At 30.2% G+C, this 24,731-nt stretch carries 15 protein-coding genes and 1 pseudogene; 7 read left to right on the plus strand and 9 right to left on the minus strand.

Translation table 11 applies throughout. The annotated features are described in order from the left end of the window. Positions 1 to 8 precede the first annotated feature (8 nt). Positions 9 to 1,094, plus strand: a complete 1,086-nt coding sequence (locus RRF68_RS09130) for a hypothetical protein (RefSeq protein ID WP_315944154.1) — start codon at positions 9 to 11, stop codon at positions 1,092 to 1,094. Positions 1,095 to 1,101: 7 nt separating this feature from the next. Here RRF68_RS09130 and RRF68_RS09135 read toward each other — a convergent pair whose 3' ends face one another. The 6 genes and pseudogenes from RRF68_RS09135 to sbcD form a co-directional block, all read right to left on the minus strand. Continuing rightward, positions 1,102 to 3,207, minus strand: coding sequence for a penicillin acylase family protein (locus RRF68_RS09135; protein WP_315944155.1), 2,106 nt, complete (start codon positions 3,205 to 3,207; stop codon positions 1,102 to 1,104). Between the two features lie 31 nt (positions 3,208 to 3,238). Beyond that, positions 3,239 to 4,096 (minus strand): DMT family transporter, encoded by an 858-nt coding sequence (locus RRF68_RS09140; RefSeq protein ID WP_315944156.1) that lies wholly within the window; start codon positions 4,094 to 4,096, stop codon positions 3,239 to 3,241. Between the two features lie 3 nt (positions 4,097 to 4,099). After that, complete coding sequence (locus RRF68_RS09145) at positions 4,100 to 4,636, minus strand: metal-dependent hydrolase (protein WP_315944157.1); 537 nt, start codon at positions 4,634 to 4,636, stop codon at positions 4,100 to 4,102. 179 nt (positions 4,637 to 4,815) lie between these two features. Beyond that, a pseudogene (gene mfd / locus RRF68_RS09150) lies at positions 4,816 to 8,197 on the minus strand (transcription-repair coupling factor). Between the two features lie 75 nt (positions 8,198 to 8,272). Continuing rightward, a complete protein-coding gene (locus RRF68_RS09155) occupies positions 8,273 to 11,926 on the minus strand; it encodes an AAA family ATPase (protein ID WP_315944158.1) in 3,654 nt (1,217 codons plus the stop codon). A gap of 12 nt (positions 11,927 to 11,938) precedes the next feature. Continuing rightward, positions 11,939 to 13,141, minus strand: coding sequence for an exonuclease subunit SbcD (gene sbcD / locus RRF68_RS09160; RefSeq protein ID WP_315944159.1), 1,203 nt, complete (start codon positions 13,139 to 13,141; stop codon positions 11,939 to 11,941). A gap of 457 nt (positions 13,142 to 13,598) precedes the next feature. Between sbcD and RRF68_RS09165 the strand changes: the two genes are divergently transcribed. Both RRF68_RS09165 and RRF68_RS09170 read left to right on the plus strand, forming a co-directional pair. Next, positions 13,599 to 14,033, plus strand: a complete 435-nt coding sequence (locus RRF68_RS09165; protein ID WP_218771827.1) for a TerB family tellurite resistance protein — start codon at positions 13,599 to 13,601, stop codon at positions 14,031 to 14,033. A gap of 54 nt (positions 14,034 to 14,087) precedes the next feature. Next, complete coding sequence (locus RRF68_RS09170) at positions 14,088 to 14,678, plus strand: hypothetical protein (protein WP_315944160.1); 591 nt, start codon at positions 14,088 to 14,090, stop codon at positions 14,676 to 14,678. A gap of 54 nt (positions 14,679 to 14,732) precedes the next feature. On the opposite strand, the gene gltX is transcribed toward RRF68_RS09170, so the two are convergent. Both gltX and RRF68_RS09180 read right to left on the minus strand, forming a co-directional pair. Beyond that, on the minus strand, positions 14,733 to 16,250 hold the full coding sequence (gltX, locus tag RRF68_RS09175; RefSeq protein ID WP_315944161.1) for a glutamate--tRNA ligase: 1,518 nt from the start codon (positions 16,248 to 16,250) through the stop codon (positions 14,733 to 14,735). Positions 16,251 to 16,371: 121 nt separating this feature from the next. Continuing rightward, on the minus strand, positions 16,372 to 17,178 hold the full coding sequence (locus tag RRF68_RS09180; protein ID WP_315944162.1) for a hypothetical protein: 807 nt from the start codon (positions 17,176 to 17,178) through the stop codon (positions 16,372 to 16,374). Positions 17,179 to 17,303: 125 nt separating this feature from the next. Between RRF68_RS09180 and RRF68_RS09185 the strand changes: the two genes are divergently transcribed. The 4 genes from RRF68_RS09185 (at position 17,304) to RRF68_RS09200 (ending at position 23,944) form a co-directional block, all read left to right on the plus strand. Continuing rightward, the gene (locus RRF68_RS09185; RefSeq protein ID WP_315944163.1) at positions 17,304 to 20,606 is read left to right on the plus strand and encodes a DUF4175 family protein; all 3,303 of its coding nucleotides are present in this window, start codon (positions 17,304 to 17,306) and stop codon (positions 20,604 to 20,606) included. 38 nt (positions 20,607 to 20,644) lie between these two features. Next, entirely contained in the window at positions 20,645 to 21,061 is a 417-nt protein-coding gene (ybeY, locus tag RRF68_RS09190) for an rRNA maturation RNase YbeY (RefSeq protein WP_315944164.1), read from the plus strand. A gap of 28 nt (positions 21,062 to 21,089) precedes the next feature. Next, positions 21,090 to 22,967 carry a tRNA uridine-5-carboxymethylaminomethyl(34) synthesis enzyme MnmG gene (gene mnmG / locus RRF68_RS09195; protein WP_315944165.1) on the plus strand — a complete coding sequence of 626 codons (1,878 nt, stop codon included), beginning with the start codon at positions 21,090 to 21,092 and terminating at the stop codon, positions 22,965 to 22,967. A gap of 92 nt (positions 22,968 to 23,059) precedes the next feature. Beyond that, a complete protein-coding gene (locus RRF68_RS09200; protein WP_315944166.1) occupies positions 23,060 to 23,944 on the plus strand; it encodes a class I SAM-dependent methyltransferase in 885 nt (294 codons plus the stop codon). A gap of 148 nt (positions 23,945 to 24,092) precedes the next feature. Here the strand turns inward: RRF68_RS09200 and RRF68_RS09205 are convergent, their stop codons facing one another. After that, positions 24,093 to 24,683, minus strand: coding sequence for a porin family protein (locus tag RRF68_RS09205; protein ID WP_275315133.1), 591 nt, complete (start codon positions 24,681 to 24,683; stop codon positions 24,093 to 24,095). Positions 24,684 to 24,731 lie beyond the last annotated feature (48 nt).

The raw sequence follows: 24,731 nt of genomic DNA on the forward strand, positions 1-24,731 counted from the left end.
TTTGACGCATGTCTGAAGAAAAATTAATATCCCAAAGAAAACCTGCATATCCTATTAATAAAAAGCTTGCTCTTTATTTAAAAAGGCATAATAGAACAATTCAAATTCCTATTTTTTATGATGATTTGTTGCGTTTTCAAGGAGCAATATCTGTATACGATAAAGATGATAATGACACTTTGTGGGTTCGTGTGTATTACAATGAATTTGAACGAGAAGAAATAGATTTAAGTTTAAAAAAAATATATAATATCTTACACTCTAACGGTTCAGATGCAGGTATTAAACACTTAAATATTGATGCTGTTGATTTTTGCACCTTTGGTAACTCTCAGCCATTTAGAGTAAAAGTTCGTAATATTTTAAACGATAACTACACCTATTTTTACGTTAAAAAAACCGATGCTTCTCGTGTGTACGGTTTAGAAATTGAAGATATTTTATCGCCATACAACTTAAACTTCTTAGTATATAAAGACACTTTAATTGAAGAGCATATTTCTGGTATTCCTGGCGATGTTTTTATAAAAGATTATCTTGATGATTGTTTAGAAATAGAAAAAACTCAAATAGCTAAAGAGTTTGTAAAGTTTAACGAACGTTGTATGATTCGTTTATTAGGCGATATGCGTTCATATAATTATGTAGTAGTGCCAACGCACGATTTTGAAAATGTGGTGTACAAAATACGTCCAATAGATTTTGATCAGCAATGTTATGAAGGCAAGTTTAAAGTATATTATCCGCAGTTTTTTAAAGAGAACTTAAAGATGGTGCAATTGGTTACTAAAAAATTAGATTCTGAATCGGTAGAGCAATATCAATTAGAAGAAAGATCTATTGTTGCAAAAAGAATTTTAGCTACTCGTTCTCGCTTAAATAGATTACTTGCCGCAATGAAATCAGATAACATTTCGATTCCTAAAAATATCGAAAAATTAAAATCTGAAATTTTTGAACTTACTGGCGATATAAATTTTAGAGATAGTGACGGTATGGGTGAATTACTAGACAATGCCTTAACCTTTATTCGTAGAAATTACGAAGATGTAACTATGAAAAGTATTATACAGCAACAGCAAAAATTATATTAATATAAATTTACTCTTCAAAAACTTGCATTGGAGAGTAAATTTTTACCGCATTTTTTAAAACCTCAGCTTTATTTAATGTCATTTTCTTTAGCTTATAATTGGTAAAATCTTCCATTTGAGAAGTTGCATGTTTATCGCCAATATTTGCGTTAGACCCATATGAATTTATGGTTTCTATTTCTGTACCTTTATCACTAAAACGAATTAACTCTATATGAGATTCACCTGCAAAAGCTCTATATGTTTTGTCGGTTTCATTTACTTTTTTAGAATAGATTGCTGCTAAAATATCTGGCGCTCCACCTATTGGTAAATTTACATCTCCTCTTGTATGTCTTTGCAATTCGCCTAATTCTATTTGTAAAGAACCGTAGTTTTTTAACAACTCTTCTTTTGCTTTTGTAATTCCGAAAACACAATCTTCTAACGTAACAGAACCTCTTCTAACATCACGCCCTTCTTGTTTTCTTTTTTCATTTAAGTGCATCCAAGTTAAAATATACAAAGCTGCTGTTTTATTGGTTTTATCCGTTTTTCTATCCCAAGTATTTAATAATAAAATTGCATCAGCTATATCTGGATAGTCAGACGGATTTAAATTCATTAAATCCTCTAAATTTAACGCAGTTCTGGTCATCATTTTGTTAGGATATTGATTATCATACTTAATAGTTTTAAAATCATCATATGAAATGGAATCGTATTCTTGCATCAGCTCTAAAAAACGAGAACTTCTATTATTTTCCATTCCCGTAATTTGATAGCCCATTTGTTTATTCAACGGGGTTTCTTTAAAATTATTAATAGAATCGGTTGCTGAAAAAGGCGTGTTATTGGTATTAAAAACCCAACCACTCGAAGGATTTAAAACTTGCGGCAAACTATCAAACGGAACCAACGTATTATCCCACAATGTTTTTGATGTGTTTCCTGGCAATACTTTACTCCAATCATAGGCAGGGTCTCTTACCGGAAAACTACCGTTACTTACATAATAAATATTGTCTTCTTTATCTGCATACACAATATTTAAGGCAGCAATTCCACGCATTTCTAAAGCCTCTTTAAACTCTTTAAAGTTGCTAGCTTTGTTCATTTTAAACCATTGCTCTGCCATTTTTATCGATTTCCCAACTACAAATCTCCATGCAAAAACACCATCATCTGTTTTAAAAGTTGGGCCGTATTTACTTTCGTAAATAGTTTTTGAAATTGGCACTTTTATAGGACCAAATTTTAACCAAGACCAATATGTTTTTTCTTTTAACCCAATCCACTCCTCATCAAACTTATAAAAATCATCTTTTTCTGGATGCATTTCTAGTTGATAAACATCAGAAAAATCGGCATGATTTACGGTATGTGCCCAACCTAAATTCTCATTTGCTCCATGAAAAATACAAATCCCGCCAGCAAATGTTCCACCTAAAATATTCATTCCCTCTTCAGAAATTAAGTGCGCTTCGTACCAAGAATACCAACCCTCTAATGGTTGATGAGAGTTTACGGCTAAATACGTTTTACCGTCCGTAGTTTTATTTTTAGAAAAGGCAAAAGCATTAGATCCTTTAGGAACATCACTTTTTAAATCTTTAATAATAGTACCACCTAAAATCTTTTTTAGATCGTCTCCTGCGTGCGAAACTTCTAAATTACCCAATAGGTAGCCAGTAATAATATCAGCGCCTGTAAGCGGAAATAAATCGTCTAATAATACTTTTTCTGGATGCAACGTTGCATACGCGTTTACACCATCAACAAAACTTTCTAAATATTTTTTAAAATCGCCAGTAACATCAGTATCGTATTTTTTTTCGGCAATTTCTTTTAATCCCATGAATTTAATTCCGAAATCTGCCACCAAGCCATCTTTTCCTTTTATTTCCCCCAACATTCCTTTACAAGCTGCCATTAATTCTTGTAGCGTTACAAAATCATCTTCACATTGTGTCCACGCTAATCCGTAGGCAACCTCAACATCAGTTTTTGCCATAATATGTGGCACTCCGTATACATCTCTCGCTATTTTAATGTTTGATAATTCTTTTCCTTCGGGTGTTGAAGAGCAGCTAATTAAAAGTGTTAAAAAGAAGAAATAGAAAAGAGTACGCATGTTAGTTGTTTTTTTGTAAATATAAACAATGTTATTTTTTACTTCGGATACTTTCTACAATAACCGTTGCTAAAATTAAGCTTCCGCCCATAAAAGTGTTCCACGTAGGAATTTCATTTAAAAAGATAAAAGCTAAAATGATTCCGAATATAGGTTGTACACTACTGATAATACTTGCAGTGGATACTGAAAAAAACTGTAGTGAATGTACCATTAAACTATGGCCAATTGCTGTGGTTAACAATGCTAACAATAATACATACGGATATTGGCTTTCAAACCCAGAAACATCCATAAAAAACAACACAGGTACTAAACATATTGTAATTATTAAGGTTTGATAAAACATTAATAATACACCGTTGTATTGCAATACATATTGTTTTAAAATTAAGATTCTAATCGAGTAGCATAGGGCAGAGAGGAGTCCGAATAATATTCCTTGAACATTCTTACTTCCTAAATTAAAATCTGGCGCTAATGTGTAAATCCCTAATAAAACCATGCAACCTAAAAGAAGATATATAGGGTTGAATTTTATTTTTAAAAACAAGGGTTCTAAAAAAGCAATCATTACCGGAAAAGTATATAAAGACAACATTCCGATAGCTACATTCGATCGTTTTAGGGCATAGAAATAGGTAATCCAATGAAGTGCCATGAAAATTCCGCTAATAATAAACGGAACCACATGTTTGGTTGATTTTAGCTGAGTATCTATTTTTTTAAATCGACAAAAACCATATAAAAATACCATGGCAAAAGCAGAGCGAAACCATACAATTACTTCTGATGGCATGGCTATATATTTACCTAAAACACCCGATGTACTTATAAAAAGTGTTGCTAAAAGTAAACCTGATATATTTTTTAGATGATTATTTTGCATTGGTTATTTTTTGCTTCTTTTAAAATAGCTTGTAATTAACATATAAATTATACTCGAAATTCCAATCCAAATAAACTCACTCATAAGCACTTTAACACCTCTTTCACTAAAGAAACGTTCAATTCCAATAGGCGATACTTTAATTGGTCGCCACGGAAAAAAATACCGACTCGTATCGAAAGGAGAAAAAAATGCAACTCCTAAACCACCAGTTGTTAAAGCATCTAAAATAGCATGTGAAGCGGTACATATTGTAAAAAATAAAATGAGAACTGCACCTTTTTTGGTGAATATTTCTTTTCTGTAAAATATTAAGGTGATTAAAATCCCTAAAATGAACGCAAATAAAAGTGAATGCGAAAAGCCGCGGTGTCCCCAAAAACTGCTGTATTTAACTCCGAAACTAAAGCCTATTACATCAGCATCTGGTACTATTGCACAACAAATGCCTAATAAAAGGAATTTCCAATTTACAATCGATTTCGAAAATCCTTTTCCGATAGCAAACGATGCTAATGCGTGACCAAATATTGAAGCCATTTTATATTTTTTCTTTATTACGAATAGTAAAATGATGAAATAATCTTTTATTTAGATATAGGTTGCTTAGTTCCTCACAATGACACTTTTTATATTCTAGTTCACGTCATTACGAACAAAGTGAAGTAATCTGTGTATTTCTTATAGAGATTGCTTCGTGCCTCGCAATGACGTTCGTTTTATACTTTTTGTAATATTTTTAAAGCTGTATTTACCGAATCAATTCTAATAAAAGTGATTAATAATCGCAATCCGTTTTTGGTTTTCTTCTCTTTCATAACACAACTTTTCGAGTTCTTTTGAACATACTGTAACATTTTAGTAAATGCTGGTGTTTGATAAAATCCGCTTTGTTGATCAGAAACAAAATAACCAATCATACGTTTTTGTTTTAAAATAACTTTCTCTAAACCAAGTTCTTTGGCCAACCATTTTATACGAACACTGTCTAATAAATCTTGTACTTGTGTTGGATATTCTCCAAAACGATCGGTAATTTGACTTTCAAATTCTACCAATTCTTTTTCTTCGGTTAAGGTTCCTAATTTGTTGTATAAACTTAATCTTTCGGTTACAGAATTTACATAATCATCAGGAAAAAGAATTTCAAAATCGGTATCAATCTGAACTTCTTTTACATATTCTTTCGGTACATTTTCGTCTACCGGATATAAATCTTTAAATTCATTTTCTTTCAACTCAACAATAGCTTCTTGTAATATTTTCTGATACGTATCAAAACCAATATCATTTATAAATCCGCTTTGTTCACCACCTAATAAATCACCAGCACCACGAATTTCTAAATCCTTCATGGCAATATTTAATCCGCTTCCTAAATCAGAAAATAACACCAATGCTTCAATACGTTTACGTGCATCATCCGTCATCATATGAAATGGTGGCGTAATAAAATTACAGAATGCTTTTTTGTTCGATCGCCCAACACGACCTCGCATTTGATGCAGGTCTGATAATCCGAAGTTGTTGGCATTATTTATAAAAATAGTGTTGGCATTTGGTACATCTAATCCGCTTTCGATAATAGTAGTAGACACCAATACATCAAACTCGTTGTTCATAAAACCAAGCATTAATTCCTCTAGTTTTTTACCTTCCATTTGTCCGTGCCCAATGCCGATTTTAGCATTCGGTACCAAACGTTGTAATAAACCTGCAACTTCTTTAATATTTTCGATTCTATTGTGGATAAAAAATACCTGTCCACCTCGAGAAATTTCATAAGAAATGGCATCACGAATTGTTTCTTCGCTAAAGCGGATTACACTAGTTTCGATAGGATGACGATTTGGAGGTGGCGTTTTTATTACCGATAAATCACGTGCTGCCATTAAACTAAACTGTAACGTACGTGGAATAGGGGTAGCAGTTAAGGTTAACGTATCTACATTTTCTTTAATCGTTTTTAACTTATCTTTTACAGCAACACCAAATTTTTGCTCTTCATCAATAATTAACAATCCTAAGTCTTTAAAATTGACTTTTTTGTTAGTTAATTGATGTGTTCCTATCACAATATCTACACTTCCGTTAGTAACACCTTCTAAAACTGTATTACGCTGTTTTGTGGTTCTAAAACGGTTTAGATAATCTATGGTAACCGGAAAGTCTTTTAAGCGCTCTGTGAAGGTTTTAAAGTGCTGAAAAGCCAAGATAGTAGTTGGAACTAAAACAGCCACTTGCTTTCCGTTATCTACTGCTTTAAAAGCAGCTCTAATAGCAACTTCTGTTTTACCAAAACCAACATCACCACACACCAAACGATCCATCGGTTGTGCTTTTTCCATATCTGCTTTTACATCTTGTGTTGATGTAAACTGATCAGGCGTATCTTCATAAATAAAACTTGCTTCTAACTCGTGTTGCATATGCGTATCCGGACCAAAAGCATAGCCTTTTTTGTAATTTACGCTTTGCGTATAACTGAATTAAATTAAAGGCAATGTGTTTTACTCTTGCCTTGGTTTTTTGTTTAACTTTTTTCCAAGCATCTGAACCTAATTTATATATTTTAGGTGGTTTTCCGTCTTTACCATTAAACTTCGATATTTTATGAAGTGAATGAATGCTAACATATAAAATGTCACGATCGCCATAAATAAGTTTAATGGCTTCTTGTTTTCTATCTTCAACATCAATTTTTTGTAATCCTGCAAACTTTCCTATTCCATGATCGATATGCGTTACATAATCGCCAATTTCTAACTTAGTAAGTTCTTGTAAAGTGATAGATTGTTTTTTCTCGTAACCGTTTTTTAAGCGGAATTTATAATAACGCTCAAATATTTGATGATCGGTATAACAAACAATTTTGTTTTCTAAATCAACAAATCCTTGATATAACGGAAACACAATAGTTTCATAAGAAACCTCAGCTTCATTATCATCAAAAATATCGTGGAATCGTTGTGCTTGTTTATCGTTAGAACAGAATATGTAATTGGTAAATCCTTTTGCTGAAAATTCATTGAAATTCTGAATTAACAAATCGAATTTTTTATTAAAAGATGGCTGAGGATGGGTGTTAAATCGAATCGTTTCGTCATTCCGAACTTGTTTCGGAACCTCATCTTTATGCGACGCTGAATCAAGTTCAGCGTGACGTACCTTTCCAAAATTTACGGTTGTAAATTCTTGTAACTGATTACTAATTAATACACCATCACAAAATAATTCTGATGGTTTTGAGTGTTTTATATCTGTAGATAGTTCATTAAACGATAACTCTGCTTTTTTATAGAACTTATCTAAATTTTCGGTAAGAATATCGCTGTTTTTTACAAAAATCGCTGTTTTAGAAGCGATGTATTTTAAGAAGCTCTCTCTACTTTCTTGTAGTGTTTTGTTTTCTACATTCGGCATTATAGAAACTTTCTTGAGTTTTTCTTTAGAAAGTTGAGTTTCTACATCAAAAGTTCGAATACTATCTACCTCATCACCAAAAAACTCCATTCGATAAGGCTCATCATTAGAAAATGAAAACACATCGATTATTCCCCCACGCACGGAAAATTCACCAGGTTCGGTAACAAAATCTACACGATTAAAATTGTATTCGAACAATACTTCGTTTACAAAATCGGGAGATACATTTTCGCCAACCGTAATTTTTAAGGTGTTTTTTTCGAGGTCTTTTTTAGTAACTACTTTTTCGAATAAAGCGGCAGGGTAGGTTACAATTATTGCAGGTTTTTTGCGCGAATTAATTCGATTTAAAACCTCAGAACGCAACAATACATTGGCATTATCGGTTTCTTCTATCTGATATGGTCTTCGGTAAGATCCCGGATAAAATAACACGTTTTTATCGCCTAATAATTGTTCTAAATCGTTTAAATAATAGGCCGCTTCTTCCTTATCGTTAAAAATTAACAAATAGGGTTTATCAGCTTTTTTAAAACTTTCAGAAATAACAAAAGACAACGAAGAACCAACCAAATTCGCTATTTGAAAATGGTGTTGTTCTTGTTGAAGTGCATTTACAACCTGCTTTACGTTGCCTGATTGTTGGTAATGATTTACAATAGTTTGCTTGCTCAACCTTAAAAAATTTACGCAAATATACGAGTATTATTTCTTTGTATTTAGTGCGTTTTATTCTTTATCTGAATGCTATTATACGATATCAACAACACTTATTCCGTTGCTTTTTTTGGTGATTTTAATTTGAGTAGGAATACGTTCTTTTAAATTTTCTACATGCGATATAATTCCGATCATTTTGCCTTGCGCTTGTAAAGTTTCTAAGGTAGAAATTACCGTTTCTAAGGTATTGCTATCTAAAGTACCAAAACCTTCATCAATAAATAAGGAGTCTATTTTTACATTTTTACTTGCCAAGTCAGATAATCCTAAGGCCAGCGCTAAACTGATAATAAACTTTTCGCCACCACTAGAGGTATCTACCAACCTTGCTTGATCTGTTTGGTAATGATCAATTAAATTAAAATTAAGTTCTTCTTTAGGTTTGTACGCTTCTTCCATTTTTAATGAATAGCGCTTATTCAACTTATACAAATGCACATTGGCAAGATCTAACAAATGTTTTAAGGTTAAACGCTGTACGTACACATTAAACGCATCTTTAGAGTTTCCTATAACTTTAAATAATGCAGCCCAAACACCGCAAATTTTTGCTTGTGCATCTATCTTTTTAGATACTTCTTTATTTCGATTTCTTATTTCTTGATCTTTTCTAAAAGCTTCAACTATTTTACCTTTTTCGGTTAAAAATCCTTTATTTTTTATTGATAAATCTTCTAAAACAGCGTTGTTTTCTATTACTGAAATTTCAAAATCTCGTTGTTTATTTAAGTTTTCAAAAGCTTTCAAATTACTTTCTTTTTTGGTTTTAAGAGTAATCTTATTTTCTTTAATACGCTCTTTATTTTGCGTGTATTTTTCTATATCTTCTTTAGGTAATAGTGCTTTTTCAATTTCCTCTTTAGTAGTGAAATCACTTAGTTTTAAATCACTCGTTAAATTTGATGTTAAGCTGGTTAAAACTTTAATTAGCTCCGTTTGTTCTTTAACTGTATTTGTTTTTAAAGCTACCGTTTCAGTTTTTATGTCCAGATGCTTTTGTAAATCTTTTTTATGATTTTCTAATTTTTCTGTAAGTTGATTAACAACCAACTGCAAATGCTCTCTTTTATCAGTAACCGTAACATTTAATGGTAAAATAGCGATTCTTTTTGTAGTAAAATCTTTTATTTTAACATCATTTCCCTCTTTATTTTTATAGTATTCTTGGTAAGTTTTACCATCTTTTACTTGCAGGTTTTTATTGTTTTTTAAATTATTATTTAAAACAGTAAGTGCTGATGTTAGTGTATTTAAAACTTGAACTTCTTTATTGTAATTACTAATAGATGCTTCTATATTTTGAATAAAAACATCTATCGTTTCAACAGATGGTAATACATACTTATATTTTGCCAGTTTTATTCTTAAATCATTTTCTATATTACTACAAGTTGTATTTAAACGCGCTATTGCTTGCTCTTTAGTTTCAATCTCGGTAGTGCTGTTTTTAATATGCTCTTTTTGGGTAGCAACCGATGTTGTTAACGTACCTAAACCTTCTTTTAAAATATTTATTTTCTCTGAAGCTTCATTTTTTGCTGTTTGTAATTTTTGAGCAATTTCTATGTTTTTGTTTAAAACTATCAACGCTTCTGAAGTTGATTTTAACGTTGATTTTATTTTATCAACATCGGTTAATTCACCCTGAATATTAATTTTACTTGCTGATAATTTAAAATCTTCAAGCGATAAAACAATCGCTTTTCTTTGTTTACTTAATCCGTCAATTGCAGTTATTGTTTGTGCTTTTTTCACCTCTAAACTACTCTTAGAGCTTGAAAGTTCCTGTAGTTTTGTTGTTCTTGAATTAAATTCTAATTCGGCTTTAGAAACCTCATTTATTTTGGAATTATCTACAAACGGATGTTCTTTAGATCCGCATAAACCACAAGGTTCTCCTGCTTTTAATCGCAAGCGATCACTTTCGTAATTTGCAATGCTTTTTTCTAAATCTAAAATTTTTGAAGCATCACTAACTGCTTTTTCTTGATTTTCAAAAGCTATTTTCACCAACTTCAACTCTTCTTCTATTAATTTCGAAGCGTTTACTAATTTGTGTTGCTCGGCTTCTATTTCCGTTTGTGCAGCTTTGGTTTTAAGGGTTTGTTCAGAAATATTTTTAAACTGTTCCCAATTGTCTTTTTGTATCAGTAACTCTTCTTTATTCTTTAAAAGTTGCTGAAAATCTTTTTTCGCTAATTCATCTGAAATGCGAACATATTCTTTTTCTACCGTTGCAATTTCTGCTGATTTTTTAGCCAATAATTCAACATGACTAGTTAAAAGATGCGTGTTTTTTAGAACTTCTTTCTTTTTAAACGTTACAAAGTCTACATCTTCCTTTAAAGATTGTTTACTAGCTTTTAAGGTTGTTAATTCTTGTGTCCAATTAGAAATTTTATCAGCAACCTCTTTTAAAAACTTGTTTTCATTTAAAAACAAAGCTATTTCTTCTACTTTAACCGTCGTTACTGTAATTTCTTTTAGTATGCTTTTTTCTTCTTCTTTTAAACGCTCTACTTGTTCGGTTAATCCTTTAAGTTGTTGCGTATTTTTTTCTTTTTGAGCTACTTCATTTTTTAATTGTCCGTCTAGTTTTGTTATGAATTCGAACTTTGGCAGCCATTCCGAAAATTCTTTATTTGCTTTTTCAAACAGCAATTTTTCTGTGAAAACCAATTTTTCTAAACCATCAATTGTTGGTTTTAGTTGTGCTAATTGGTTATCAATATTTTTTAATGTTGCTATTTTTTTAAGTTGTTCTTTTTCTGTTCTATTTAAATCCTGAATAAGTTCTTTAAACGGTGATGCTTTTTTATTTAAAGCCAAAGCATCTAAGTCTGTTTGATGCTTTTTTATATAAAGATCAATGCTTTTAACAGCTTCTTCATACTCTTTGGCCTCTTTAGTTAATTTATCAAACTGAACATACCAATCTGCTATAACTTGCGTAGCTTTTAACTCTTTTTCGATCGTATTAATATCCGAAGTAAGTGCCGTATCTTTTTGTTTTAGCGCTGTTTTTTCTTCTGTTGATAAAACATCATCGGCATTAATTTTAGCTTGAATATCTTTTAATTTTTTTTCTTCTTTCGATTTTCTATCTAAAACACCTTGGCCAATTTTTTTATAAATTTCTTCACCCGTAATTTGCTCTAATAACTTACCTTTATCTGGCCCTTTGGCCGATAAAAACGAAGCGAAATCACCTTGAGCAAGCATTACAGATCGTAAAAACTGATTATAATCTAACTGAGTTACCTTATTAACTTCTATAATTAAAGCTCGTTTTTGAGTGGCAATAATAACATCGTTCGTTAAGTTTTTTAAACTTACTTCTTCTTTGGCATTCTTATATTTTTTTCCTGATTTATCAGCAATTCTAATTCCCCAAAAAGCTTCATAAATAAAATTATTGTTTTCGAAAGTAACTCTAGAAAAAGCATCATTTGCACTGTGACTTACCACATCTATCAACGAACCTTTTGTGCCACTAAAACGTGGAACATTATGATATAATGCAATCGTTATAGCGTCTAAAATAGTCGTTTTTCCTGCACCAGTAGAACCCGTAATGGCAAATAAACCAACATCTTTAAATTGCTCATTTTCAAAATCGATTACAATAGGGGTATCCGATTTTAAAGAATTTATATTTTGTAATTCTATTTTTAATATTTTCATATCAATATATAATTATTGATTTTTAACAACTTGTAATACTTCATTAAAGGCATCCCAAACTTCCGGATTTTCCTTTAAATCAAAATCCATTTCTTCGCATTTTAACCTAAAAACTTCGGTTGGTAATAATTCTTTAATCGATTTTGTGTTTTCTAGCAATTCTTCAATTCCTTGTGTTTTTCGTTGTTTTTTTAAAGAGGTTTTTAATATTTCGAAGGAATGTTTTTCAGCAGCTGTTTTTAGCTCTTCTGTATTTATGGTGTTATTTTCATTTAAAACAATTTCTACCCAAGGTGTTAATTTGTATGAATTAGAAGTAATATTCAAAAACTCATCAATACATTCGGTCATGGTTCCTGTTAATTTATAAAACTCTCTAAAACGTGGAACCCCAACATCTTCAATAGCATTTATTTCATTGTTTTTGGTAGTTAAAACCAGTACTTTTTTATCGTAGTTAATTTCACTAAAACTTAAAATATTTGGAGAACCAGAGTATCTTACTTTGTCATTTCCACCAATTATTTGTGGTCTATGTAAATGCCCCAAAGCGATGTAATTAAAATATGTAGGGAAATCTGCTGCACCAATATGCCCTAAAGTACCAACATAAATATTTTGTTCACTATCAGAAACCGAACCACCTGTTGCAAATAAATGTCCCATTGCAATAACGGGTGCATTGCTTGTATTTATTAATTCGCATTGTGCTGCAACTAACTGATAATGGTTAATTAAAGCTGTTTTATACTTATCTGTAAGCTCATTAAAAGATTCTCCTGCTACGGCTCTTCTAATATCTCCATCACGCAAATAAGGAACTGCACCAACAATAATTTTTTCGTCGTTTATTTGAATTTCAAAAACTTCATCTTCAATATTTTCTGTTGCTTTACCAACAACTTTTATAGACAATGCATCTAATATATGTTTTGGTGCATTTAAAGTTCCTGGCGAATCGTGATTACCGCCAGTAATAATAATAGATTTACAACTGGTTACTTTTAATTTTACCAAAAAGCTGTAATACATCTCTAAACTTTGGTTAGATGGTGAACCGGTATCAAATATATCTCCTGAAATTAATAATACATCAATTTTTTGATCGATAATATAGTTTTCAATCCAATTTAAAAATAAGGTTTGTTCTTCTAATTGTGATTGTTCATGTAATCTATGACCTAAATGCCAATCGGCAGTATGAAGTATTTTCATTTAATATGTTTTTAAAACTTAAAAGCAACTTATAAATTAAGAAGGTAAAAAAATTATCATTTATAATTTGTAAAAATAAAGACTAGGAATAGTAAACCATTACTTTTTCAGTTTTTCATTTCTAAAACTACACATAAATTAAAAAATAATTTTATTGTTTTATGAATTTCCATATTTATTAACTTCATGTTAAAATTACATGTTTAAATCATGTTTTAATAGCTCTTCATACCTCATCCAAGCAATCCGTAAGGTTGTTTTTTTTAATGTATTAAAATCGTTTATCTGACGCTGTTTTTAATTGATATTAATTATATAAACACTTAAAATTATAAAAAAAAATAATAGTAAGTTTTATCTTTATTTCTTAACTTTCGTAAAAGGTTTATCGTAACTTTTTTTTCATCTTTGCCCTATAAAAGAGTAAAGGTTATTTTTAATTATTAAAACATAAAAAATGTCAATATCAGATTTATATTCAAGTGGAAAACACAAACAAGAAATTGGGCAATTTGCCAGCGTTGTAAAAATTGCTAAGTCAGATGGTATTATTGCTGAAGGTGAACAAAAGTTATTAGATAGGGCTGCAAAAAGATTACATATTGATGAAACGGAATATGCAATCATTTTAAAAAATCCAGAAAAGTTTCCAGTTAATCCACCTGCAAGTTACGACGAACGTATTGAGCGTTTATACCGTTTAACTAAAATGGTTTTTGCTGATGAACATATAGATATGGCACAAATAAAATTAATGCAAAAAACTGCCATTGCCTTAAATTTTTCTTCAGATAATGTAGAGAAAGTTTGTGATGAAGCTGTTCACCTAGTTATGAACGACAATGATTTGGATACATTTACAATTGCAATTAAAAAAGTAAATGCTATTTAAAACATTTATACTAAATTGCAGTTAATCAAGTTATTATTATAAACGCTCCCACTTATGAAAAATAAAATTTTACTAATTACAATCCTTTTTTGCTCGATAAATTTATTTTCACAAAATTTAAATGATTCTTGGCAAATAGGAATTGGAATGGGAGTTACTAAGTTTAATGAGAGTGATGTTGCGTTTATTGGAGATCAGTATCTTTTTCAAACACCTGTTATTAGTATAACAATGCCAATTGGTGAACGTTTATCTATTGACGGAGCAATGTCTTTTAGTACAATTAATGACATTGGTGTGATTAGTAATTCTGTTAACTATTTTTCTATGGATGGTTCGTTGCGTTATAACTTTAATGCAGTGTTAAATAAATTTAGTCCGTATGTATTTGTAGGTGCTAGTATTGTTGATTCTGAACGCAAAATGACGCCTACTGCTAATATAGGTGCTGGGGGTATTTATTGGTTAACTGATAAAATAGGGATAAACCCACAAATATATTATAAACATTCTCTTGAAAGTTACGAAAGTATGCGTTCACATATTCAAGGAACTTTAGGGTTGGTTTTTAAATTAAATTGGAATAATGCCGGAAGTGTTAATCGTGGAGGAAACTCTTCTTCTTGTTATTATAATCAGTTTTAAAAATAATAGTATATAAAACAAAAATCCCGCTTTAATAAAGCGGGATTTTTGTTTTTATGATAATTTCGCAATCGCGTTGTTAATTCGTTGTAGTGTATTCTCTTTACCAATCATTGTCATAATATCAAACAAATCAGGTCCTGCTAATTTACCTACAAGACTTAAACGTAATGGTTGCATTACTTTACCAAAACCAATTTCTTTAGCCGTTATCCAACCTTTAATATCAGTTTGAGCATTTTCTATCGTAAAATCTTCAATCTTATCGATAACTGTGGTTAATTCTTGCATTAACTCGCCAGTAGTATCTTTCCATTGCTTTTTTGATGCTTTTTCGTCATATTCTGAAGGATTCACAAAGAAAAAACTTGATAAATCCCAAAAATCAGCAACAAACGTAGCTCTCTCTTTTATTAATGAAACTACTTTTTCAGTAAAAACTGCATCTGTATTGATTCCTTTTTCATTTAGAATAACAGTATATAATTCCGTTAATTCTTTATTTGATTTCTGTTGTAAGTATTGTTGATTAAACCAGTTTGTTTTATCTGGACTAAACTTAGCGCCAGATTTACTAACTCTACTTAAATCGAAAGCTTCAACCAAACCTTCTAAAGAGAATATTTCTTGTTCCGTACCAGGATTCCATCCTAATAAAGCTAACATGTTTATAAATGCATCGTTAAAATAACCATCTTCTTTATAACCTCGAGAAACATCACCTGTTTGCTCGTTTGTATATTCTAAAGGAAATACAGGAAATCCTAATTTATCGCCATCACGTTTACTTAATTTTCCTTTACCTACTGGTTTTAAAATTAATGGTAAGTGCGCAAATTTTGGAGCTTCCCAATCAAATGCACGATATAATAAAGTGTGAAGTGGGAGAGAAGGTAACCATTCTTCACCACGAATAACATGGCTTATTTCCATTAAATGATCATCAACAATATTTGCTAAATGATACGTTGGCATTCCGTCTGACTTAAATAATACTTTATCATCTAACGTATTAGTATCAATTTTAATCGTTCCACGGATTTCGTCTTGTAATAACAAGGTTTCATCTTGCGGGGTTTTAAAACGTACAACATATTTTGTACCTGATGCTAATTTATTTTTTATTTCGTCATCAGAAAGATTCAATGAATTATCTAACGTAGCACGATTGTGCCAATTATAAATAAACGTTTTTCCGTTTTCTTCATCATTCTTTCTTTGTGCATCTAATGCATCTGCTGTATCAAAAGCATAATAAGCCCAGCCTTTTTCAATTAATTCAATTGCATATTTTTTATACAATTCTTTACGTTCTGACTGACGGTATGGTCCGAACTTCTCATTATTTCCTGGTCCTTCATCAAAAGGAATATTACACCATTTTAAAGCATCAATTATATATTTTTCAGCATTTGCTACATAACGAGTTTGGTCGGTATCTTCTATACGTAACACAAAAGTTCCGTTATATTTTTTAGCAAATAAGTAATTGAATAAAGCAGTTCTTACACCACCAATATGTAAAGGTCCTGTTGGGCTAGGAGCAAAGCGTACTCTTACGTTGTCAGTCATTTTTTATTAATTTGAAAGCGCAAAGATAGTTTTAATAAAAAGAGAATAGAAATTAGATAAAAGAAAAAAGAGAAGCTTTTATAAAAGCTTCTCTTTGTAATTGAATATAGTATATGATAGTTTAAAACCTGTGATATAAACCAAAACTAATTGCTGGTGCTTGTGCAACATTTCTACCTGCAAAAGCTCCACCAAAAGCAACGTTTGCTCCAAAATTAGCATTAACTTCTCCTATTAATTTTAATCCGAAGGCTGCATAACTTTGGTTATTAACATACAAACCTGTGTTTAAATTTTCTGATGGTAATACAATATCTCCATTATCTAAAGATGCTACACCATCTAAAAAACCAGCAATCCAAAGCCAGTTTAATGTTTTGTAACCAATCTCACCACCTAATTTATAATTGCTACTATAATCGTTTGTGCGAATATCAAAACCTGTAAAAGCTTGTACGTACCAATTATTAAAACCTCTACCAGCAATAAATAATGGTGTAAAACTCCAAGCATCATAACCTGTTCGTAAACCTGTTACCGCATCATAATTACCTGTATTGGCCTCAACATTTAATTGCCCTGTTAACAACCATTTTTTATTACTAAAGTTATGTTTTATTCCGAATTGAACGTTACCTAATGAATTATTACTTGGTGCTGATGTTGCATTTGATGATGTTAGTTTAAACGGAAAATTTAAAACTAAAGTTGTTTTGTCTGATATACCGTATTCGGTATATAATTGTAGTGTGTTATCTGAAATTTTTTGACTTAAATTTATTTCTGGACTTCCAAATAGTTTATCATAATTAGAAATAGATGTATATGATAATTGTACATAGGTTTCGTTCTTCTTTTTAGTCCACGGACTTTGAGAAAAAAGGTTAATAGAAATAAATAATAGTAGTAAAGTAGTTAGTTTTTTCATCCGATAAATAGTTATTAGTAAAGTTTAAAATGAAATTTTAACTGTTTAGTAGTTAAAAATAAATAAATCTTACAGAAACCTTTAACTTAAACTTACTTTTAAATATAGTATTTTTATAGACTGATATGGAGAATTTTAGCAAAATAGAAAAAAAGTTACAACTGTTTAGTAAAAAATACTACACAAATGAATTGATAAAAGGTGTTATTTTATTTATTTCATTAGGTGTTTTATACTTGTTTTTTACCTTATTTATAGAATATTTTTTATGGCTTAAACCTACTGCCCGAACTTTATTATTTTGGTTGTTTTTGGTTGTTGAATTGTTTTTATTTTTCCGTTTTATATGCTTTCCTGTTTTTAAAATTATAGGCTTACAACGAGGAATTTCTTTTGAAGAGTCTTCTAAAATTATTGGAAATCATTTTCCAGAGGTAAAGGATAAGCTTTTAAACATATTACAATTAAAGCAAAATAGTAATCAATCTGATTTATTATTAGCTAGTATAGAACAAAAATCGAATGAGATTCAGCCAATCTCATTTAACAAAGCAGTTAATTTTAACAGCAATATTAAATACTTAAAATACGCTGTGATTCCGGTTTTTATTTGGTTATTATCATTTGTAACAGGAACAACACAAAAGCTATCCGATAGTTTTAATCGTGTAGTAAATCATACGGTTGCTTATAAAGCTCCTGCACCGTTTTATTTTAATTTAACAACCACCGATTTAACCGTTATTAAAGGAAAAGATATTACAATTTATATGCAAACAACGGGAGAAATTATTCCCGAAAGTGCAAAAATTCATTTTAATAAACAACAATATTTTTTAAAAAATGAAGGCAATGGTTTGTTTTCATATACATTTATTGAAGTACAAGAACCTATTAATTTTTACGCTAGTGCAAACGGTATAGAATCTATAGCCTTTAATTTAGCTGTTATAAAAACACCTTCTATTCAAAATATTTCATTGAATTTAAAGTATCCTAGTTATACTAAAAAGAAAAACGAGACTATAAATAATACAGGAAACCTAAATGTTCCACAAGGAACAATTGTAGAATGGCAAGTTAAAACAACTGAAACAGATAATGTTAACTTAGTATTAAATGAAAAACGTTACAATTTTATCAATACTAAAACTGATGAGTTTCAATTTAAAAAGCAGGTTAAAAAAACTATTAATTATCAAATTACCACTTCTAACAATAGTTTAAAAGATTACGAACAGCTACAATTTTCTATAGACGTTATTACGGATGAACATCCTTTAATAAATGTAAATTCTAATATAGATAGTATTGCAAGAGGAAATGCACAGTTTGTTGGACAGATTTCGGATGATTATGGTTTTAATAAATTAGAGTTAGTTTACTACGATAAAAATACTGGTGCTGCTTTAGATTCAAAAAAGATTGCTATAAATAAGAATAATATTCAAACTTTTTTCTTTGAGTTTCCTGGGGATTTAGATCTTAAAAAAGGAGTTGATTATGAACTATATTTTCAGGTATTTGATAACGATGCGGTAAACGGAAATAAAAAAACAAAGAGTCAGAAATTTTCTTATCGACAGAAAACAACCAATGAGATAGAGCAGGAGCTTTTACAAGAACAACGTAACTATATTGATAACTTAGAAAACTCATTACATAAACAAGAACGAAGTAAAAAAGAATTGGAGAAAATTCAATTTGAGCTACAAAACAAGAAAAATGTTAATTGGAATGATCAGAAAAAAATTAAGAATTTAATTAAAAGACAAGATCAGTATAAGCAAATGATGCAACGTCAAACCGAAAATTTGCAAAACAATTTTACTGAGAAGAAAGAAAAAAACGAAAGCTTGCAAGAGAAAAAAGAAGCATTAAAGCAACGAATAGAAGAACTTAAAAAGCTAGATAAGCAACAGAAAATATTAGATGAACTAAAAAAATTAGCTGAAAAGCTTAACAGGGAAGATTTAATAAAAAAGACAAAAGAACTAGCTGAACAAAACAAACAACAAGAAAGAAGTTTAGAACGTATATTAGAAATGACTAAGCGTTTTTATGTTGAGCAGAAAATGCAAAAAGTAGCGGATGATTTAAATGAGTTGTCAAAAAAACAAGATGAATTATCAAAAAAAGAGGCAACAAACGACGAACAAAAGGCAATAAATAAAGAATTTAAGAAAGCAAAAGAAGAACTTAATGAGTTAAAAAAAGATAATAAAAAATTAAAATCTCCGATGGAAATGCCTTCTATGGAAAAGTTATCTGATGAAACTCAAAAAGAACTTAACAAAGCAGAAGAAAATATAGCAAACAAAAAGCAATCTGAATCAAAAGAAAATCAAAAAAAAGCAGCGAAAAAAATGCAAGAGATGAGTCAGAAGATGCAAGACTCCATGCAAGAAATGAATGCTGATATGGAGGAAGAAAACATGGAAGGTTTGCGCCAGGTTTTAGAAAACTTAATTACATTTTCTTTTGATCAAGAAGCATTAATGAATGTGTTTTCATCAACCAATTCTTCACATCCAAACTTTGGTAAAAACCTACAAAAGCAATATTTACTTAAGAGTTATTTTGAACATATAGACGATAGCTTATTTGTTTTATCAATGAAAAACCCTAAAATATCATCTAAAGTACAAGATCTACTTTCGTTAGCACATTACAATTTAAGTGAATCTTTAGAGAATTTTGCCGATAATAAATTTCAAAACGGAATAACAAATCAGCGTTATATAATGACATCTGCAAACACTTTAGCAGATATGTTAAGCAATACGCTAGATGCTATGCAAAACCCAAAACCTGGTAGCGGAAAAGGGAAAGGAAAAGGGAAATCTTTTAGCTTGCCAGACATTATTAAAAAGCAAAGTGATTTAATGAAGAAGATGCAAGAGGGTATACAGAAGAAAGAAGGCGGTAAACCTAAAGATGGAAAAGACGGTAAAAAAGGTGGGGAGAAAGGAAAAAAAGAAGGTGAGAGCGGTGAGCAAGGAGAAGGTTTAAATGGTGAGTTGTATGAAATATATAAACAACAATCGGAATTAAGACAGCAATTAGAAGATGCCATTGGTCAAGGCAAAAGTGGTAATGGTAAAGCCAAAAAAGCGCTTAAGGAAATGGAACAGTTAGAGAATGATATTCTAGAAAAAGGTTTTACTCAGCAAAGCATTAACCGCATGCAACAATTAAACTATCAATTACTAAAATTAGAGAAGGCTACATTCGAACAAAATCGTGATAAAAAACGTAAATCAAATACCAATTTACAAGAGTATAATAAAAAAAGGGCTAAGGAATTAAAGTTTAAGAAGTTGTTCTATAACCAAACAGAGATATTAAACAGACAATCATTACCTTTGCGCCCTGATTATAAAAAGAAGGTTCAAGAGTATTTTAACCTTCCTAAAAACAACAAGTAATAGATTTAAATTATTTTTATTACAACATAAATTAAAGAATGATTGTATTTAATTACGAAACCGAATTTCAATTAGAAAATGAAGATAAAACTTCTAAGTGGATTCAGAACTGTATAGAGAAAGAAGAATTTGAATTAGGAGAAATCAACTATGTATTTTGTGATGACACTTATTTACATAAAATGAATGTTGAATTTTTACAACACGACACCTTAACAGACATCATTAGTTTTGATTATACGTTAGGTAAGTTAGTAGGAGGAGACATCTTTATTTCTATCGAACGAGTAAAAGAAAATGCAAAAGAGTTTAATGTTTTATTTGAAAACGAACTGCATCGAGTTATTATTCATGGTGTTTTACATTACATGAAATACAAGGATAAAACTGATGAAGAGAAACAAATAATGCGTACTAAAGAAAACGATTCTTTAAAAATTTTAAACGAAAACTAAAATCGTTCCACGTGGAACAGCATAAAAAATGAGTTTATTTAATACAACATACGATGTAATTGTAGTAGGTGGTGGACACGCTGGTAGTGAAGCTGCAGCAGCAAGTGCCAACATGGGTGCACATACATTATTAATAACAATGAACCTTCAGAATATAGCTCAAATGAGTTGTAATCCGGCAATGGGTGGTATTGCTAAGGGACAAATAGTTCGTGAAATTGATGCATTAGGTGGTTACAGTGCTATTGTAACCGACAAGACTGCTATTCAGTTTAAGATGCTTAATAAATCTAAAGGACCTGCAATGTGGAGTCCGAGAGCACAGTCAGACAGAATGCAGTTTGCAGAGTGCTGGAGAAATATGTTAGAGAAAACTGATAATTTAGATTTTTATCAGGACTCTGTTAACGGATTAATTTTTGATGACAATAAAATCGTTGGTGTAAAAACAGCTTTAGGATTAGAAATAAAAGCTAAGACTGTTATTATTACAGCAGGTACTTTTTTAAATGGATTGATTCACATAGGTGAAAAAACATTTGGTGGTGGTAGAGCAGGTGAAGGAGCTTCAACAGGAATAACAGAAGATTTAGTTGCTAAAGGATTTGAATCTGGAAGAATGAAAACAGGAACTCCTCCAAGAGTTGATGCTCGTTCTTTAGATTTTTCAAAGATGACTGAACAACCTGGTGATGAAAACCCAGAAAAGTTTTCTTATTTACCTATTACCGAAAAACTTGTAGAACAACGTTCTTGTTATTTAACTCATACAAATCAAAAAGTACACGATGTTCTACGTGCCGGTTTTGATCGTTCACCAATGTTTAATGGTAGAATTAAATCTACCGGACCACGTTATTGTCCGTCAGTAGAAGATAAGATTGATCGTTTTGCAGACAAAGATCGTCATCAAGTTTTTGTTGAACCAGAAGGATGGAATACCGTTGAAATTTATGTAAACGGATTTTCTACTTCTATGCCAGAAGATATACAAGACGAAGCAATTCGTCATATTCCTGGATTTGAAAATGTAAAATTCTTACGTTTTGGATATGCAATTGAATATGATTTCTTTCAGCCAACACAATTAAAACATAGTTTAGAAACTAAGTTAATCGAGAATTTATTCTTCGCTGGTCAAATTAACGGAACAACAGGTTATGAAGAAGCAGCTGCACAAGGTTTAATGGCTGGTGTAAATGCAGCGTTAAAAACGCAGAATAAAGAACCTTTTATATTAAAAAGGAGTGAAGCTTATATTGGTGTTTTAATTGATGACTTAATTACCAAAGGAACAGAAGAACCATATAGAATGTTTACTTCTCGTGCTGAATACAGAACTTTATTAAGACAAGATAATGCCGATTTAAGATTAACCCCAATCGGTCATAAATTAGGATTAGCTTCTGATGAAAGATTAGAGAGAGTAATAGAGAAGAAAGAGAAGACAGATAAATTGATTCACTTTATTACAAACTTAAGTGTAAAGAAAGAAGATATAAATCCGATTTTAGAAGCTAAAGGATTATCGGTTGTTAATCAAACAATGAAATTAATAAAAATAGCTACTCGTCCTCAATTAAGTTTAAATGATTTTAATAGCATTGAAAAATTACATAACTATATTAAAGAAAACGAAATGAATGCTGATGTAATAGAACAGACAGAAATTCATTTAAAATATTCGGGATATATAGATAAAGAAAAGAACAATGCTGATAAACTAAATAGATTAGAGAAAGTTGTAATACCTGCAAATTTCGATTATGATAAAGTACATTCATTATCGATTGAAGCAAGAGAAAAATTAGTAAGTATTCAACCTACTTCAATATCTCAAGCAAGTAGAATAAGTGGAGTTTCACCTAGTGATATTTCTGTGCTTTTAGTTTATATGGGTAGATAACAATATCAACTTAATAATAAAAAGAAAAACGTTCCATGTGGAACGTTTTTCTTTTTTACGTAATTTTGCAATAACATTATAGCATGTTCCACATGGAACATCATAAAAAGAAAAAGAAATTGAATACAGAAAAAGCACTTTACAAAAATCTAACTCCGTTATTAAACTGTATAGATTATACTGTTTCTGATGAGAGTTATGAAGTAATGCATAATAAGGAATATGATATGCTTGTTACTTCACCTGTGCCGGTTAATTTAGAAAGTTATTATGCGAGCGATTCATACATATCTCATACCGATAGTAAGAAAACACTTTTTGACCGCGTATATCAATTAGTAAAAAACCATACCTTAAATCAAAAACTGAAATTGATAAATTCTTTTAATATAAAAGATAAAACCATTTTGGATGTAGGAGCGGGGACAGGTGATTTTTTAAAAGTATGTAAAAATAATAATTGGCAAGTTAATGGAATAGAACCTTCTGATAAAGCAAGAAAATTTGCTGAAGAAAAAAACATCAATCTTAAAAATGATATTTCTGACTATGAAGGAAAACAATTTGATGTAATTACACTTTGGCATGTTCTAGAACATGTACCCAATTTAATAGAATATACGCATCAATTAAAAAAATTACTAAAACCAAATGGTGTTTTAATAATTGCAGTTCCAAATTTTAAAAGTTACGATGCAAACCGTTATAAAGAATTTTGGGCAGCTTATGATGTACCAAGACACTTGTGGCATTTTTCTAAAACGTCTATAAAAAAATTATTTTCTGATATTGAAATGAACGTAGAAAAAATACTTCCAATGAAGTTTGATGCTTTTTATGTTTCGCTTTTATCAGAAAAATACAAATCAAAAAATTCAAGACCAATTCATGCTTTTCTTACTGGTTTAAGATCAAATTTAAAAGCAAAAGGAAATGGTGAATATTCTTCCTTGATTTATATCATAAAAAAGAACTAAAACGATTTTTAACATCATTTTAATAGATTTAAAACTAAAAAACACACGATTACATTACAAAATAAAAAAAACCTCTTAAAATGAATATTTTAAGAGGTTTTTTATCAATAAAAATTATATTAAAATATAATACAATAATTAAAATTTATTAAAGTCCAAATGCTATTGAAGCAGCAAATACACTATTTTTAGGATTGTTATCTTCGTAGTTATCTGAGCTATCAAAAACACCGTTAAGTCCAAAACCATATCTAGCATTTAAAGAAACATTTTCTGATATTTTAAAACCTAAACCTAGATCTAAAGAATAATCTACTTTATTAAAAACATCTTCATTATCAGAAAAATTTATAGCACCAACTTCTATTTCATCATTTACTAAAAATCCAATTTGTGGACCAGCTTCTAGATAGAATGAATCTGCTAAATAAAATTTTAGCATCACTGGTATATTAATATAATCTAACTGAACTTTACCATCAATTCCGTTAGCTTCATTGTTTACACCTTGTGATGAATACACAACCTCTGGTTGTATGCTAAAACGATCTGTAACCTTAATTTCATTATAAATACCAATATGAAAAGATGTTCTAATACTTTCTGATTCTACTTCATCTTCAAATGATTTATCAAAATTTGTTAGGTTAGATAAGTTTAAACCACCTTTAATTCCAAAATTTTGAGCCTGTGTAGTAGCTGTAATCACTAATACTAGTAACATTATTTTAATCTTCATATAAGTTTATTTTTAAATTCAATACAAATATATATTGATTGATAAAAT

This window comes from Tenacibaculum sp. HL-MS23, assembly GCF_032463465.1.
In the GTDB taxonomy this organism is placed as follows: domain Bacteria; phylum Bacteroidota; class Bacteroidia; order Flavobacteriales; family Flavobacteriaceae; genus Polaribacter; species Polaribacter bernardetii.